At 39.5% G+C, this 16,514-nt stretch carries 11 protein-coding genes; 2 read left to right on the forward strand and 9 right to left on the reverse strand.

The annotated features are described in order from the left end of the window. Nucleotides 1–53: 53 nt before the first annotated feature. The 5 genes from ftsX to prfB all read right to left on the reverse strand — a co-directional run bounded on the left by ftsX (nt 54) and on the right by prfB (nt 4,830). Nucleotides 54–947, reverse strand: coding sequence for a permease-like cell division protein FtsX (gene ftsX, locus ACZ5AE_RS25070; RefSeq protein ID WP_464567209.1), 894 nt, complete (start codon nt 945–947; stop codon nt 54–56). Further along, nucleotides 937–1,623, reverse strand: a complete 687-nt coding sequence (ftsE, locus tag ACZ5AE_RS25075) for a cell division ATP-binding protein FtsE (RefSeq protein WP_464567210.1) — start codon at nt 1,621–1,623, stop codon at nt 937–939. Before ftsE ends, ftsX begins: the two co-directional genes overlap by 11 nt. A gap of 534 nt (nt 1,624–2,157) precedes the next feature. Continuing rightward, the gene (gene cccB / locus ACZ5AE_RS25080; RefSeq protein WP_464567211.1) at nt 2,158–2,490 is read right to left on the reverse strand and encodes a cytochrome c551; all 333 of its coding nucleotides are present in this window, start codon (nt 2,488–2,490) and stop codon (nt 2,158–2,160) included. A 51-nt stretch (nt 2,491–2,541) separates the two neighbouring features. Further along, nucleotides 2,542–3,408, reverse strand: coding sequence for a YitT family protein (locus ACZ5AE_RS25085; protein ID WP_464567212.1), 867 nt, complete (start codon nt 3,406–3,408; stop codon nt 2,542–2,544). A gap of 323 nt (nt 3,409–3,731) precedes the next feature. Next, nucleotides 3,732–4,830, reverse strand: a protein-coding gene (prfB, locus tag ACZ5AE_RS25090) for a peptide chain release factor 2 (RefSeq protein ID WP_464567213.1) whose coding sequence is annotated in 2 segments (ribosomal slippage) — nt 3,732–4,760 and nt 4,762–4,830 — 1,098 coding nt in all. Because the reading frame shifts where the segments join, the coding sequence is not laid out codon by codon here. Nucleotides 4,831–5,077: 247 nt separating this feature from the next. Between prfB and ACZ5AE_RS25095 the strand changes: the two genes are divergently transcribed. Together ACZ5AE_RS25095 and ACZ5AE_RS25100 are read left to right on the forward strand one after the other, a co-directional pair. Further along, nucleotides 5,078–6,205, forward strand: coding sequence for a YecA family protein (locus ACZ5AE_RS25095; protein ID WP_464567214.1), 1,128 nt, complete (start codon nt 5,078–5,080; stop codon nt 6,203–6,205). Between the two features lie 372 nt (nt 6,206–6,577). Beyond that, nucleotides 6,578–8,500 carry an SEC-C metal-binding domain-containing protein gene (locus ACZ5AE_RS25100; protein WP_464567215.1) on the forward strand — a complete coding sequence of 641 codons (1,923 nt, stop codon included), beginning with the start codon at nt 6,578–6,580 and terminating at the stop codon, nt 8,498–8,500. Nucleotides 8,501–8,682: 182 nt separating this feature from the next. Here ACZ5AE_RS25100 and ACZ5AE_RS25105 read toward each other — a convergent pair whose 3' ends face one another. The 4 genes from ACZ5AE_RS25105 to ACZ5AE_RS25120 all read right to left on the reverse strand — a co-directional run bounded on the left by ACZ5AE_RS25105 (nt 8,683) and on the right by ACZ5AE_RS25120 (nt 16,510). Next, nucleotides 8,683–10,635 (reverse strand): Ig-like domain-containing protein, encoded by a 1,953-nt coding sequence (locus ACZ5AE_RS25105; protein ID WP_464567216.1) that lies wholly within the window; start codon nt 10,633–10,635, stop codon nt 8,683–8,685. Between the two features lie 351 nt (nt 10,636–10,986). Next, nucleotides 10,987–13,239, reverse strand: a complete 2,253-nt coding sequence (locus ACZ5AE_RS25110) for a multiheme c-type cytochrome (RefSeq protein ID WP_464567217.1) — start codon at nt 13,237–13,239, stop codon at nt 10,987–10,989. A 297-nt stretch (nt 13,240–13,536) separates the two neighbouring features. Next, a complete protein-coding gene (locus tag ACZ5AE_RS25115) occupies nt 13,537–15,423 on the reverse strand; it encodes a cytochrome c3 family protein (protein WP_464567218.1) in 1,887 nt (628 codons plus the stop codon). Between the two features lie 118 nt (nt 15,424–15,541). Next, nucleotides 15,542–16,510: a 6-bladed beta-propeller gene (locus tag ACZ5AE_RS25120; protein ID WP_464567219.1), complete on the reverse strand. Its 969-nt coding sequence runs from the start codon at nt 16,508–16,510 to the stop codon at nt 15,542–15,544. Nucleotides 16,511–16,514: the final 4 nt, after the last annotated feature.

Genomic DNA, 16,514 nt, shown 5'->3' on the forward strand with positions numbered 1-16,514 from the left:
ATAAAACACATAAAATCAGGAAGGAATAACTTTAGGTTCCCTCCTGATTATTATTAAACTTTTAAAAATTTCCTTACCGACATGACACTGCCCCAAACCCCAATAAAGGCACCCATTAAAAGGAGAATACCGGAAACTTGGTAGAAGAATGGGTCAAACGGCAGGATCTTGATAAATGTCCCAACCAGCTTAGGGCTGATATAATCGTAGGCCCGATAATAAGCGATGCCGATTAATATTATCGGCAAGATTGAACCGATAATTCCAAGCCATAACCCTTCGAGGAAGAACGGCCAGCGAATAAAGGAGTTTGTAGCCCCTACAAGCCTCATAATCTTTATTTCTCTTCGTCTTGCAATAATCGTAATTTTGATCGTATTGGAAATAAGGAATATTGCTGTAAAGAACAGGCCTAAGATTAAAACAACCCCGACATTTCGGCTTGCTTTAATGAACTTAAATAGTTTTTCAACCTTGTCCTGACCATATTTAACCTTGGCGACATAATGGAGCTTTTCCATTTTTTTCGCAGCCTTCATCGTGTCTGTTGGATTTTTAGTTTTAACAATAAATACATCATTTAACGGGTTATCCTGTTCAAACAGTTTAAAGGCTTTACCCTCTTCACCCATGCTTTGTACTAAATCTTTCAATTCTTGTTCTTTAGGAGAGAATTTGACACTTTTCACTTCAGGGATGGCCTGAATCTGCGCCTTTAAGGCATCTTGGTCCTGCTTGTTGGCAGCAACATCGATATGAACGCGAATTTGTACGTCTTCTTCAATCGTATCTGCCACTTTATTTAAATTCATCATAATGACATAAAAGACACCGACTAAAATAAGGGTAACGGTAACGGCACCAACGGAAGCAAAGGTCATCCATCCGTTTCTTTTAATACTCTTTAGACTTTCCCGGGCGTGACGGCCAATTGTTCTAATTTTCATAACCGTATTCACCTCTTTGTTCATCACGCGCAATTCTTCCGCCTTCGATGGCAATGACGCGATGCTTTAATGTATTAACAATCTCTTTGTTGTGAGTTGCCATCACGACAGTTGTGCCGCGATTATTGATCTCTTCAAAAATTTTCATAATCTCCCATGATGTTTCCGGGTCAAGGTTTCCTGTCGGCTCATCGGCAATAACGAGTCTTGGTGAGTTAACAATGGAGCGGGCAATCGAAATACGCTGCTGCTCACCACCGGAAAGCTCGGAAGGAAGCATTTTAATTTTATGCTTCAAGCCTACAAGATCCAGAACTTCCATGACACGTTTCTTGATTACCTTCGGCTGCGCCTCAATAACTTCTAAAGCAAATGCCACATTTTCATAGACTGTTAGAGTTGGGAGTAGTTTAAAGTCCTGGAAGACGACGCCAAGGTTACGACGGAATATCGGAACCTTGCTCATCTTTAACTTCGCAATATTCGCTCCATTGATGGTGATGGTTCCAGAGGTTGGAATTTCTTCGCGGTACATCATTTTGATGAATGTCGATTTTCCGGCACCGCTTGGTCCGACGACATAAACAAATTCGCCTTGATTAATCCGGACGTCAATCCCATTGATAGCAGAAACGCCATTCGGATATTTTTTGTATACTTCCTGCATTTCTATCATATAAAATCACCTATTGTTTTAAGTTTGTTTTACAAATTTCGACAATACGGCCAAAACACCTACAACTATATGCATATTTCTGCATAATAATATTATAACATCATAATTCGTCAAAAAAAGTGGTAATTATATTACAGTTTCTTTTCAAAGAATACAAAACATGACTTGTTTCTGCCTAAATGCCAATACTTATAATTCATTACTGTTCTTTTTGTCGAATCATCTTCATGGACCATACTAGAATAACATACATAAATTGAATGTCCAGCCATAAGGTATGGTGAATTTGGCAAAAAGAGTTAGTATCATAAAGTGGGATAAAATATATTTAATTGATAGAGAACTGTCTTCAACTTTTGTTTACGGGTTTTAATGATTTATTTGCTTTGCGCTTACTTTAATTTACGAAATCTCATTTTTTATTTGCAATTCTAAAATACTTGAGGTCAATTTCTTTTTTATGTGGATTTTTCAAAAGAAGTGACGAAATAAAAAACGCCCTGTATTGGAACAGAGCGTTTTTTGGGTACGTTTTTACTTTTTGGCAGATAGCCATTCAGCCACTTTCTCAGCATCATCACCAGTAATGACGCCAGCAGGCATTCCGCCGCGGCCATTATGAATGATATCTAGGATTTCATCCTTGGAATACTTAGAACCAACCTTGGTTAGGTTAGGCCCTACTCCACCTTTAAGATCTCCGCCGTGGCAGCTGGAGCATTTTTGATCAAAGATTTTAGCAGCTTCATCACCGGTTGCAGTGTCTTTTCCACCGCCGCCGTTGTCCTTGTCCCCGCCGCCCCCACAAGCAGCAAGTCCCATTACTAGTGATGTTCCTAATAACAATGTTAGCAACTTTTTCTTCATTGTTACTCCCCCTAAAGTAAATAATCCCATCACTGATTAATTATACCAATGTTATGGGCGTTTGAAACCCTCCCCTAACACCTCTGCAGCATCCATTACCACGACAAAAGCAGACGGGTCAAGGGTTTTGACCAATTGTTTCAATTTTGTGAACTCCGTTTGATCCACCACACACATCAAAACTGGGCGTTCATGCTCGGTGAAACCACCGTATGCTGATAGTTTTGTCACACCACGGTCTATTTTATGCAAAATTCCTGCACGAACCTCTTCTTGATTATTGGTTATAATCATTGCCATCTTTGACCTACCAAAACCTATCTGAATTAAATCAATTGTTTTGCTGGTAACATATAGGCCAATTAAAGCATACAAGGCTTTTTCAATATCAAAGACGATTGCCGCTGTGAGGACGATGAGGCCATCAATCATAACGACACATCTTCCTAGGGAAAAGCCAGTATATTTATTGATGATCTGTGCAGCAAGGTCGGTTCCTCCAGTTGATGCATTGCCCCGGAAGACGATCCCTAGTCCAAGACCGACGCCAATCCCGCCGAACAAGGCACCCAGCAGCGCATCATGTGTCCACGGTTGCCAATTTTTTGTTAAGAAAACAACGAAAGGAAGAAAAACAGTGCCGGCTAGTGTTTTGACACCGAATTGTTTTCCAAGCAGAATTACTCCCGCGATAAACAACGGAATATTGAAAGCCCATTGAACGTAGGCTGGCTCGAGGCCGAGTACGGATTTAATAATGGTGCTGATGCCGCTGACGCCACCCGAGGCAACCTGGTTCGGCAAGAGAAAAACGTTGAACGAAATGGCAATAATTGCTGCACCGATAAGAACAAAAAGGTAGTCGGCAGCAATTTTTGTTTTTGGATAGGTCTCTGTTAAATTGCTTAATATATTCATGAAATGATACCTCTCTAATTAAATTCCGATTGAGAGTATAGCACGGGAAAAATATGGTGTAAATGGCATTATGGTAACGCGATAAAGAGGTAAATTTTTATTAGCATTTACTTCTTACGTCAGAATCATTAGAGAAAATATTTAAGTCCTATTTTCCAAATGAGTCAAGTACTTGCCGAATGCTGGCAGCTATTTTTGTCAATCGATACTTAGACCACTTTATTATTCTTCATTAAAACCACTATGAATGGCAAAAAAAGTCCAAAATATAAGCCTTTGCCAACTAAGTCGACAAAGGCTTTAATAATTGTATTTACCTATTATTAAATACGCGAACGTAAGTAAGCATTAATAAACTGATCCAATTCCCCGTCCATGACGGCTTGAACATTACCTGTTTCAGCACCTGTACGGTGGTCCTTTACCATGGAATACGGATGGAAGACGTAAGATCGAATTTGGCTTCCCCAGCCGATTTCTTTTTGTTCACCGCGAATTTCCAACAGCGCCTTTTCCTTCTCTTCAATTTCCCGTTGGTAAAGCTTGGCTCTCAACATGTTCATGGCATGCTCTCGGTTTTGTATCTGAGACCGTTCGGTTTGGCAGCTTACAACAATGCCGGTCGGAAGATGGGTAATCCGGATAGCCGATTCCGTTTTGTTAACGTGCTGTCCGCCAGCGCCACTGGAACGGTACGTATCGACCCGTAAATCCTCTGTCCGAATCTCAACCTCGATATCATCGTTTAGTTCCGGCATCACTTCACAGGATGCAAAAGAGGTATGCCGCCTGCCGGAAGAATCAAACGGAGAAATCCTTACCAAGCGGTGAACTCCTTTTTCTGCCTTCAGGTAGCCATAGGCATTGTGCCCTTTGATAGCGAGGGTCACGCTTTTGATGCCTGCTTCATCACCTGGAAGATAATCAAGGGTTTCTACTTTAAAACCCTTTCTCTCCGCCCACCTTGTATACATTCTTAGAAGCATTGAGCCCCAGTCCTGCGACTCTGTTCCACCTGCACCCGGGTGAAGCTCAAGGATTGCATTATTTTTATCGTACTCTTCACTTAATAGAAGCTGTAATTCAAATTGACCTAATCGGTCTGTCAACTGTTGTAGCTCTTCTTCCAGTTCGGACTGCAGCTCAGCATCGCTTTCTTCTTTCACCAGCTCATAGGTAACTTCCAGGTTTTCAAACGACTCATTGAGTTCATAAAACTCATGAACCTGGTCCTTCAAGCCATTGGCCTCGCTGATTACTTTCTGAGCCTTTTCTTGGTCATTCCAAAAATCGGGTTGGAGCATTTCGTCCTCTAGCTCCGCAATTCTGGCTTCCTTGTTTTCAAGGTCAAAGGGACCCCCTAAAGTCCGCTAATTTCTTAGCCGTAATTTCAAGCTCATTGCGAATTTCCGCTAATTCCATTTTCGTCACCTCTAAAAAGTTATAACTTTTATTATAGTTTATTCCAAAGTTGTTTGTCAGTCATTGTCCATTATAACTTGAGAAACGGGAAAAGTTCAAAAATTGACCGAAGAAAAAAGGTTCTATTAATTTTTAAAATGACCGATTAGATTGAATTTTTTCAGGATAATGGTTGTATATATTTATCGGACTTTCTCGTATCGTAATACGATATATAATAAATAAAAAATATAGAGGTGAGAGGTTATTGGAAAAACCACACCGGAATGAACCATGTCCATGCGGGAGCGGTATAAAGTATAAAAATTGCTGCGGCTCGGGTAATGTCATTTCCATTTCACAAATCCTTGAAAGCGAAATAGACAACCTGCAAAAACAACTGATTTATTTTACTTTCAATTATTTTGGCGATGATGTGGAAGAAGATTTTGAGGTATTCCAAGAGTACATGAATATCGAATTTGAGGACGAACAAACAAAGCAATTTTTTGAATTGATCCACGCCATCTGGGTTTCCCTTTTTGTAGAATTTGAAGATGGAACAAAAATCATTGAGAAATTCATTGCTGTGGAGTCTGCAAAAATTAAGCAGCCTAAACTAAAACAAATATTAAAAACCTGGACAAAGGCCAGAACAATTGCCGGTACAGTTATAAAAATTGAAGGAAACAAACTGACCGTGAAGGATGGTTTTTCCGGCGAACATCTTATAGCCATTACTTCCGAAGTTCCTATCCAGATTAATAAAGGTTGCTTCTTTATAGCCATTCTTGTACCTTTTGAACAGAACTATGTATTTTTCCCATCACCAATTGGTCTGCCGGACCTAACACCTGAGCATGCCATTTCCTTTATTAAAGAAAGCAGCTTTGCCTCTGAATTTGACTCTCCTCAACAATATTTAACTGATTACTTCGTAGAAATCTTAAGTGAACTGCCGATGGTTATGGGATTGGTTGAAATTGATGATTTGGAATGGGCAGTTCCTATTTTCAAAGAAGTTGCCACCCTTTTCAAAACAAAGGCAGAAACGTTGGACTTGCCTCCCTCATTTATTGATATAGGGATTCTTCTCTGGTACGACTTTTGCCAGAAAAAGAGGAAGTACATTCAAAATCCATCTCTTTATGCTGCCTCACTGCATTATTTACTTTCGAAAATTATTCCTCCAGAAAAAGTGTTAATTCAAAAGGAGCTTGCACAAATATACAGTGTTTCCCCGAGTTCTGTATCCTCGATTTCCTCTGAGATGAAAATCACATTAACGGAAGAGATTAATGAGCTGGTGGGTATTGTGTATGGAAATGAGGAAGGGTCTCCCATTGAGGAAACAAAGATAATTGAATTCCCGAACAAAAGAAATCCGGATGGTTGAAATACTTCCCTCATGAAGATAGAAGAAAAACCTTTCCTAACCAATGGCAGGTTTAATTTTGTACCTTAGCATGGACGGACTCCTCTATTTTCAAAGGTTCCGGTCGTTTGTTTATACACTTAATAATCGGCCGGACTTTTTTTGCGTTTCAAATGGTTAGAAATATTCACCACTTACATACTAAATTTTTTGTATTTTCCTTTATCTATCTGTCAAAAATGCTACTATTAAATTTATATCAGGTGATGATAATGTATTTTCATAGATGAATCGATTGATACATATTGAAGGAACGTTTTGAATATCAACATGCAAAGAAAGGAAATGGAAGAATAGTTAGAGTATATAGAGAAAAAAGAGGTGTAAAGCACGATGGAGAAACCAAGCCGGAATGAACCTTGTTCTTGCGGGAGCGGAAAAAAGTATAAAAAATGCTGCGGCGCAAGTGAAGCTGTGTCCATCACTCATTTACTTGAAAGTGAAGCCGACGAGCTGCAGAAGCAAATGATTCATTTTGCGTTCAATTATTTTGGCGCGGAAATCGAAGATGATTTTGAAATGTTTATGGAGTATAGCAGCCTCGAGTTAGAGGATGAAGAAGAACGGGAATTCTATGAAGTGGTTCATGCCATCTGGTTTTCCCTTTTTGAAGAATTGGATGACGGAAAAAAAGTTATTGAGAAATTTATAGCTGCTGAGGCTGGAAAAATTAAGCGGCCAAAGCTGAAACAAATTTTTCAAACATGGACAAAGGGGCGTACAATCGCCGGGAAAGTCTTAAAAGTTGAAGACAACAAGCTGACAGTAGTGGATGGCTTTACGGGAGAACAGATTGATACAATTATTACGGGTACGCCGGCAGAGTTTGAAGGAGGCACTTTCCTTTTGGGAATGTTAGTACCATTTGACCAAAACTTTGCGTTTTTTCCAGCCCCATTTGATTTGCCGGATTTAAAACCTGAGGTAGCTTTTTCATATATTGAGGATAGCAGCATAGCCGCCGACTATCCGTCCCCACAACAGTATTTAGATCATTTTTTTATTGAAGTTTTGAGTGAACTGCCGATGGTTGGCGGCCTAATCGAAACGGATGACATTGAATGGCCGGCACCAATTTACAAAGAAGTTGCTGACCTCTTCAAAGCACAGGCAGAAGTTTTCGATACGCCTGCGCCAGTTGTGGACGCGGGGATTGTGCTTTGGTTTAGTTTTTGCCAAAAGCGGAAAAAGCGGATTCAGAACCCGAATCTATATGCCGCCGGGCTGCATTATTTAATGCAAAAAATGATGCCGATGCTGGAAAAAGTATTTACACAAAAGGAGCTTGGGCAGATATACAGTGTGTCAGCAAGGTCCATTTCCACCATCTCATCGGACATGGAAAATGTCCTGAGCCAAGAAATAAGCGAAATGATGAATATTGTGTACGGGCTTGAGGAGGAACCACAATTTGAAGAAGCGGAAGTCATTGAGTTTCCAAAAGGAAAAGATGAAAAGGCACGTAGAGGAAACCCCAGTAAGGCTTCCACCTTTACTATAACTATTCCCGGTAAATTGCCAAAGAAGGTTTCAAGACGAAATGAAGACCGTGCTCAGGAATTGGTTTTTGAGGCCTTGCGTGCTGATGGGGAAAAAGTGCTCCACCTCATTCAAGAAGCAATCAATATTAATCCGTATTGTGTAGATGCTTTTGTTTTACTCGGTGATATTGCTCAAAAGCCTGAAGAATCTGTGGAATTGTATAGGCATGGCATGCAAGTTGGTGAAAAACAACTCGGCAATGAGTTTTTTAAAGAAAACGAAGGTTACTTTTGGGGGCTGATTGAAACAAGACCGTACATGCGGGCCAAATTCAATTATGCCGAGAAAATCTTTTTATTAGGGAATATTGAAGAGGCGATCCGGCATTATGAGGAACTGCTTAAGTTGAACCCTATGGATAATCAGGGTGTCCGCACTTCCTTGTTTTTAGCTTACATGGAAAAAGAAGAATATGAAATGGCCGAAGCCCTGTTGGAAAAATATGATGTGGAAACAACAGAAGCCGTTTACAATAAGCTTTTGCTAGAGCTGCTTGTGAACGGTTATACCGTAAAAGCAAAAACATTGGGGAAACAGGCAAAAAAACTTAATAGGTTTGTGTCATACTACCTAACCGGGAAAAAGAAGCTGCCAAATCAAACTCCTGAATATTACGGTTTCGGGGATGAGAACGAAGCTATTGTGTATGCTGCGATGTATTTGCATTTGTGGGGGAAGGTTGACGGGCTGAAGGAATGGTTGAAAAAGCTATAATAAAGAAGTCTAAATCAAAAGTATGGCAAAAATTCTGAGATTGATGGAAAAAGTAGCCGTTAGATGCATTTACCAAATTAGAGAAAAATATGCTTTTATATTAAATGCTAAAAAGGGGATACCAGAAAGCCGAATAATATGACTTTCTGGAAAACCCCTTTATCTATTTTTCCGTTGATGAATTAATTTGCATGCCGTGAATCCTCGTAACTGCCCTTGGAGTGACAGTTTGCACACTTCGAATGGATGTCCTTATGGACAGTATCCCTGGAGTGGCAGGACGTACAAGATGTATTTTTATCTATAATCGCTTGCACCACTGCTGGGTTCGTACTTTGGTGGCAAGTATTGCAAGTGATCGGGTTGCCATTTGCATCTTGTCTGCCATCGCGAGCATGTTCGTGCGTTAGTGATTTTGCGTGACATCCTGTACAATCCGGTTCATTATTTGCCTTATGAAGTTCAGGAATATCATGATTGTTCAAAAGTCTGGTTGGTGTAGACTGATACCTTGTATAGCCTTTGACCTGTGATCCTGGCTGGTGGCAAAGGATACAGTCATTCATTTCACGATTCTCCGTTACCCTTAACGGCATTGCAGGATCCACATTGGTTGGCTGATATTTAATCGATGGTGTAGATCCATGAGGCGCGTAAGCAAATGTACCATCAGGGTCTTCATGGCACTGACTGCAGTTAGACGGGACGGATATATAATTGTGACAGTTATCACAACGATTATTTGAATGTGTTCCATTAAAATATAGCTTTTTAATATGAACATTTTCCAAATCCCCATTGCTTCCATCAAAGCTATTGGCCTGGTGACAGGAAGTACAGTTCGAAATATTTGAATCCTTCATATCCGGGTAGGTATTGGTATAGAATTTCCACTCTTTATTAATAGATGTACCTGACAAGTCGGACGCTGCGATAGAAACGGTATGGTAAGCTTCATTTTCCAAGGCGTCAGATGGAGTGTAGCTTACTAAACCGGAACCTGCATCATACTTGAAACCAACAGGTTGTCCATCCAATTTAAATATGATGGAATCACCATTAATTGTACCGTTTGGTGATGTTATTGTTGCAGAAATCGCTGGTTTTAGATTATCGACACCGTATTTAAAAGGAGTGGTATTTGAAACCACTGGTTTGACAGATACAGTAAATTTCCAGTTGCGTGTTATTTTGTTGCCCAATTTGTCTTCTGTATATAAGGACATGGTGTGTTGACCGTTTCGGATCATACCGGTGTACGTAATGTAAACAGTTTTCCGGGATGTAACAACATAATCATCGTCATAATCGGAATTACCTTCATATTTAAAATCAAAATCTACAGGTGCTCCGTCTAATGTTAAACTTACATTATCGTTAATATCCGTTAAATCTTTTAATTTTGCAGAAATATTCAAGTTGCTATAGTCAATGGTGGACCCGTCTTTTAAGCCGCTAAAATAGTCAAGACTTGGCGGAGTATTGTCAACTACAAAGCTCCAGGTTTTTGTACTTAAATTACCATTCATATCTTTTGCTTCCAGAGCCGCAGTGTAACTGCCGCTGGCAAAATTTCTATTATATGTTACAGTACCAGTTTCGGGGTTAACATTTATGGAAGCAGTGCTCACATAACTATTATTTAATTTGAGCTTTACAGAACTCCAATCAACTGCTTTATTATCCTTAATTGTTGCAGATAATTGACTCAAACTAGCCTGTTCACTTTTATCTGCAGGACTGAGATTACTGAACTTAGGCGCTTCCTTTACGATAAAGGACCAGGAATCATTAAGAGTGTTCCCTGCATTGTCATTGATGCTGACTTCTACCGTATTGGTTCCATCCTTTAAATCGGATGCTTTATAGAAGATGGTCCCTTCCTTGCGTTCTACTTTGTACGAAAGTTGCGCATTTACCTGAGTGCCGTTTATTTTCATGCTCAAGCTTTGATCAACCAAATCATTTGCACTTTTTACATAGGTAGATATATCTGGATTTGAAATGGTAGTCGTACCATTACTAGTAGGCTTGTAATTCGAAAAATTGTTACTTAAAGCGGAAACATAAAATGTGCTTAGCATCAATATAGCAGCAATAAACACCACGCTGATACCAATCGATTTACGACTCATCTTAAAACTCCCCCATTTTGTGAGACATGTTTTGTCTCTCTTCTCTATTTACTTTTCTTTAAACCAAATGGCATTTCCCATCCTATCCCCCCTTTTGTTTTATTGATTAAAAAAGATCTAAAACTAGTAGATCTAATTCACTAATTTTGGATAATACAATGAATTTAATAACAGAAAAACACACGGTAATGAGGAAGTCCCAATGTAAATATAATCCTGCAAAAATATCGACATTGAGCCTTTTTGCTTATGCAAGTATCTTTTTATGGGTATTTATACCCATTTTAAAGATGCTAATATTATTTTCTTTCCCAAACGCACAAAAACGAGAGGAAATTTCCCTCTCGTTTTTTACGGCTGCTTCTTAGGTGCATGGGCGGCCTCGATAAATGAGTTATTGGTGCTATGGCATTTGGAACATGCCTGATCAATATCATTTTTATTATGGCCAACAATTGAATTAATGGCCTGACCTGCATCATCATAAATCGAATTGCCCTTTATACCGTAAATTTCAGTTGACCCATTATGGCATTTGGTACAGAACTCCCGTTCATTTACCGCATTCCATGACGTCCCTGAAGTTCTATATTTATCAGTTACTGTTGGATTATTACCCAATATTTCCCGCAAATTATACAGATTGTTCGATCCATGTGTTTCATGGCATTCCGCACATGGGATTGGGCCATTTAATTGGCTGCCATCTCTTTGAGTAGTTGCATTCACCGAAACGTTAAAATTATGGCCGGAATTGGCGTCAAGATAAAAGGATTCGATATCTGAACTAACCTTATTTTGTTTTTTCTTATCAAGATTATGGCACCTTAGGCATAAGGAATAATCTGAAATCGTTTTGTTAGGAACATCAAAATCTGTAGGTTGATTAAATTTAGTTGTTTCAGTGCCTAATGCAGTTAAAGACTTGTTATATTTTAATAGCTCATACATTCCTTTATCCGCAGGTATTCCAGCAAAATTTATCGTATTATCATGACAAGTTTCACAAGATGTATCCAAACTGTCCACCGTTAATGAGGTAGCTCCCATTTTCTCTTGATCTTTTGAATTATGTTTATAAACATAATGGTCTTTCAACAAATTCGGGTTTTCCTCTGACCATTCCGCATGAGGGTTATGACAGCTGGTGCATGATGTTGCTTCCTTTAAATTGTCCTTTCCAGTTGACGAATACTCAACCGGATTATCATGATGGTACTTACTTGTTATTCCGTCAATTAGCGGTGCATTCGTAGTACCGTCGTGACAGGCCATACAGTAGTTTTGTGAATCTTTACCATTTAACTTTTCATTAAAATCAATTAGATAGGAACCACCTTCCCGGGAAGGTGTTATTTTACTTTTACCATCCAGCTTATCATATGGTGAATCCGTATGTGTGCTGTGACAAGATGCACACATATTTGTATTCAGCTTGTAATGACCGTGAGGATTGGACGATGTGTGACTCTGCTTGTCAATATCATCCCAATCGGCATTTGTCTTGGTTGTAATTTTAAAAAACTTCGTAAATACCGGATTGTCCAAATCATCAGCAAGTTCGGGATCTAGGTACACCAGATATGTCCTGTTAATTTTTAATTCACCAGCAGCAGGAGTAAAGGTGATATCGTAATAATATTTATTATTTTTTAAAACTGGCTCCCCGATTTGTGTCGTTCCTTTAATAGAATCCTGGCCCAATATTACTTTGATAGGGTTATAGCTTCCAGTGTCAATTTTGCTTTTAAGCAGATCCATTCTTTGATCGTCAACAACAGTTATTTTGATTTTCGAATTAAGCGGAACGCTCGTTAAATCTTCGGATTTCTTTTCTGAATTGTCTGGGAAGATTATCTTTGTATCGCCGATGTATGGTCTAGTTAAAGCCAGGATAAAGGACGTTGTTGCACTAACAATTTCACCTGTTGTTTTATCGGTAATTTCCACTGAAACTGTATGGGTACCTTCCGGCAATGACTTTGTTGTAAAAGACCACTTTTTGGGCGAGCTTGTTTCATCAAAATTCCAATCGCCTGCATTGGCGGACGACTCGGAAATCTTCTTGCCATTTTCCAATAGGGTAAACATCAAGTTAGTTTGTGGTACATCAGCAGTATAGGTTCCTGAGATTAGAATATTTGTTGAATCAAAAACTTCAGATGGTGATGGTGTTGTTATAGAAATAGCAGGTTTTACAATTACCGTTGGTATTTTTATAGTAAAAGCGATAGATGCCACTGCGGGATTAGATGTTGATGATAACGATTCTTCCAACTTAATAGTAATAGCATGATCCCCTTCTGATAAGGCAGATGTTGAAAAAGTCCATTTGTGATTTGATTCATCAATCTGCCAATTGGAATCTGCAATTTCGACTCCATCCTCAGAAGCTGTAAATGACAATTCGGACTTTGGAAACTCAGAAGTATATGAGCCTGAAATCACAACATTTTTAGTAGAAAGTTCCTCATTCGGGACAGGGGACTCAATTGTTATGGCAGGATTACTGGCAGAGTATGCATCAATGGTTGGAAACGACAGAATCGTAGTTCCTAAAAGCAGAACGATCAAGAAAATATAAAAATAGGATTTATTATACAAGGGGAAGACTTTCACCAGATATCAGCTCGCTTATTATGGAATTATGTATTTATTGTAGGTTGTAGAGTTATAAATAGGGATTACACATCTATTATAGCAGTGAAGATAGGCGGAAATTGAGGCAGAAATGAAGCAATTTATTGACGATATTTTGTCAAAAAGTTTGACAATTTTGTGTCGGATAAGGATAATAAAATTAAAGCAAGGCACCAATAATTGCTGCCCTGCTCTTTGTGAGAATTAAACATACTTTTTCAAAAGCTAACAAGTAGTGGCGCTATTTGTTGGCTTTTTTTATTATCTAGTACCTGGTTGGCCTGGTTTTAACGGAGCTTCCTGGTCGTCATAAGGAACTCCGGCATCATTAACAACTGCGTGAGAACCATAGATAGGACTAGTAGGTCCATCAATTGCTTCGTTGGCAGGGTTGTTGATGAATTGACCTCCAGAACCGTGGCAAGCGTAACATACTGACATACCAGTGTAGCGTTTTAATGCAGAAGATGGGTTCGGATCCACATAATAATCTAACTGTCCTGCATGATCGCCTTCAAAGTAAGATTCATCGTTAGCGTCTTTCATGATTGTAGCATCAGTACCGTGACCATAGTGGCAACGTACACAAGTTAGATTGTCCTTGCCAGTTGTGTGGCGGTGTGCTTGCGCATAAGTACCAGTTAGGTTAGCACGTACGTTAGAAAGATAATCAGTATGACAAGAAGCACAATATTTACTCATTTCTGTACCACTGTCATAAATATAGTTTGGAAAAGTACTGTCAAATAGTGATCTAATATCTGTAGTAGTTTCAACATCAATACCTAAAGAGATTGTTGCTTTAGAAACGGCATCAACAGCTGCAGCAGCACCAAATGCAAAACCATCTCTCCAAACAATTGTAAGAGCATCAGTAGTACCAGTTAAGACTGTATTAGCTGGCTCGCGGCTAGATCCTCTTAACCATAGAGAGAAGTCTCTAGAATAAGACTTGCCAGTCCATCTGTATGTTTGGATAACCTTTTGGCCTACCTGAACATTTGCGCGGGTATACAAGTAACCTTCTTTTGTTTTATCTGCAGAAAGATCGGCAGCTGCGATTGTTTTCTTAGCAACAACGTATGGCTTAATGAATGAAGCTAATCCAGCTGGATTTGCATCTAAATCGATGATAGCAAGGTCCTTGAATAATTTACCGTTTAATGAATCCTTTTGGTCATCAGTTGCATTGGCCGGTGTTACACCTGTTGGTAATGCTTTGTACTCAACTCCGCCCCAGCCTTGTGGGTCCATGTTCAAGTTGTTTTCCATAGTGGAACCTGCTCCGTGCGGTGCGTGACAGCTTGCACAGTTAAATTCTCCGCCCCAAATTTTTTGCGATTTACCTCCACCAGGAGCAGCACTCACGTTAATAGAGCCGTCAGATTGGTGTAGGGAACCGTTGTGTGCAGAATCGGTTTTAATGTTAAAAGTACCAGCGATTTCTTTTGTAGTTTCTGCAGTAGATGTTGCAAATGCGTTATATGCACCAGTTGTACCATCGTGGCAGGCAGAACATGTGCTATAAACGCCGTCTTTAAATAATAAGAATTCATCAGCGCCTGTGTGGGTCTGGTGACAGGCTGCGCAAGAGTTTGTGTTGTTTTGGTAGAAACCATGCTTATTGCCGCCTTTGCTGGCAGTTCCAGGTACGCCGGTATGGTTGGCGTTTACAAGCCCTGAACCGTCAACGTCTACCATTCCAGGGTCATCAGCTACGTTATACAATTTCTTATTAGTATCATTTACAGTTGTGACACCGTATTTTGTTTCAGTAGCTAGCTCAGTGTCACCTGTTACATCAACAAGGACAAATTTGTAAATGACACCAAGTTGGAAATTAACATTATCCGGTGTAACAGTAATTGTTACATATTCGCTCGCAGCGCCAGTTGGTTCTGGGTGAGGAGCTACTGCTGTTTTTTCAGAAGATGTATACAACGCATTGGTATAACCATCTTCGTTTGAATAAACTTTTACAGTGAAATCTTTAGCTTGATCGCTAGTGTTGATAAATTTAAAAGACCAACCGCTGTTGTCGCCAGTCAAGCTGCCCCAATAGGCGCCTCTAGCAAATACAGAAGTGCTGAGTATTCCCACTAGAATAATCGTCAAGACTAGTGAGAAGCTGAGTTTAAACTTACTCATTTCAGAAACCTCCCTGTTTTCTTGCTCTTTTTCTCTTTTTCTCTCTCTCTCTATTAATCTGAAAACCTTGATCTTTTCCTCAATTTAAGGCATCACCTCCTAAAATGCATAAGTGTTTTTAGTAATAAAATCCTACCCTTGCGTTTACGGTATCTGTAATTAATACTTCTCCTTTATCATCCACGAATAATCCGTTTGGAAGATAAAACTGGTTCTTATCGCTTCCAATACCGCCAAATTGGAAAATTTGCTTTCCATCCTTGTCAAAGCCATAAACATAATGGGTCATGTTGTCAACCAGTAACAGCGTGCCGTTTGATGCTACCCCAATTCCTCGAGGATTAACGAATTTGGAGCTGCCCTTATTGTCTGCTGAGCCATTGATAGTGCGCTTATATTTTCCAGCTTTATCATAGACAACCAGTCGTTGCTTTCCTGTATCGGAGACATAAATATTTTTGTCATCGTCAACCGTCACTGCATTCGGCGCATTGAGAAGGTCTTCTTTTCCTGTTGCAGTAGTGATCTCAAGCATTTTTTTGCCTTGTAAATCAAAAACTACAACTCTATTATTTGGAATATCAGTTACATAAAGCTGATTGTTATATATCCGTAAACCTCCTGGACCTTTTAATTGATCTGCTTTATCGGCCACTTCAAAGTATTTGATGAATTTCCCCTTTTCATTAAAGACGGAAATGTTGGCATTGTATAAATCTGCCACATAGATGTTTCCATCCTTATCCCCTGCAATGCCGTACGGAAATTTAAATTCTCCTTTGTCAGTGCCTTCCTTGCCGAATTTAAAAACAGGCGTGCCAGACCTATCAAAAACTTGAACCTGTTTGTGATTTGTGTCAGTCACATAAACGAATTCTCCAACTTTTGTTACATCCATCGGTTTCTCAAGGGGATCATTTAAATCCCCTTGGATATAGTAACTCAATGTTGGTTGCCCGCCAGTCTTCAAATTATCTGCTACTTTTATTGCGTCATCTTGAAGATGGAAAAAGTAGATGACTGCAAACAGCACGATGCTAAGTGCCACTATGGATCCCATCCATATATAGGTGGTCTTCTTTTTCATGGCA

Source organism: Neobacillus sp. S1227 (assembly GCF_055385255.1).

Bases quoted from the DNA above. Each gene is read 5' to 3' on its own strand.
- ftsX (WP_464567209.1), bottom strand. From the start codon at position 947: ATGAAAATTAGAACAATTGGCCGTCACGCCCGGGAAAGTCTAAAGAGT.
- ftsE (WP_464567210.1), bottom strand. From the start codon at position 1,623: ATGATAGAAATGCAGGAAGTATACAAAAAATATCCGAATGGCGTTTCT.
- cccB (WP_464567211.1), bottom strand. From the start codon at position 2,490: ATGAAGAAAAAGTTGCTAACATTGTTATTAGGAACATCACTAGTAATG.
- ACZ5AE_RS25085 (WP_464567212.1), bottom strand. From the start codon at position 3,408: ATGAATATATTAAGCAATTTAACAGAGACCTATCCAAAAACAAAAATT.
- ACZ5AE_RS25100 (WP_464567215.1), top strand. From the start codon at position 6,578: ATGGAGAAACCAAGCCGGAATGAACCTTGTTCTTGCGGGAGCGGAAAA.
- ACZ5AE_RS25105 (WP_464567216.1), bottom strand. From the start codon at position 10,635: ATGAGTCGTAAATCGATTGGTATCAGCGTGGTGTTTATTGCTGCTATA.
- ACZ5AE_RS25115 (WP_464567218.1), bottom strand. From the start codon at position 15,423: ATGAGTAAGTTTAAACTCAGCTTCTCACTAGTCTTGACGATTATTCTA.
- ACZ5AE_RS25120 (WP_464567219.1), bottom strand. From the start codon at position 16,510: ATGAAAAAGAAGACCACCTATATATGGATGGGATCCATAGTGGCACTT.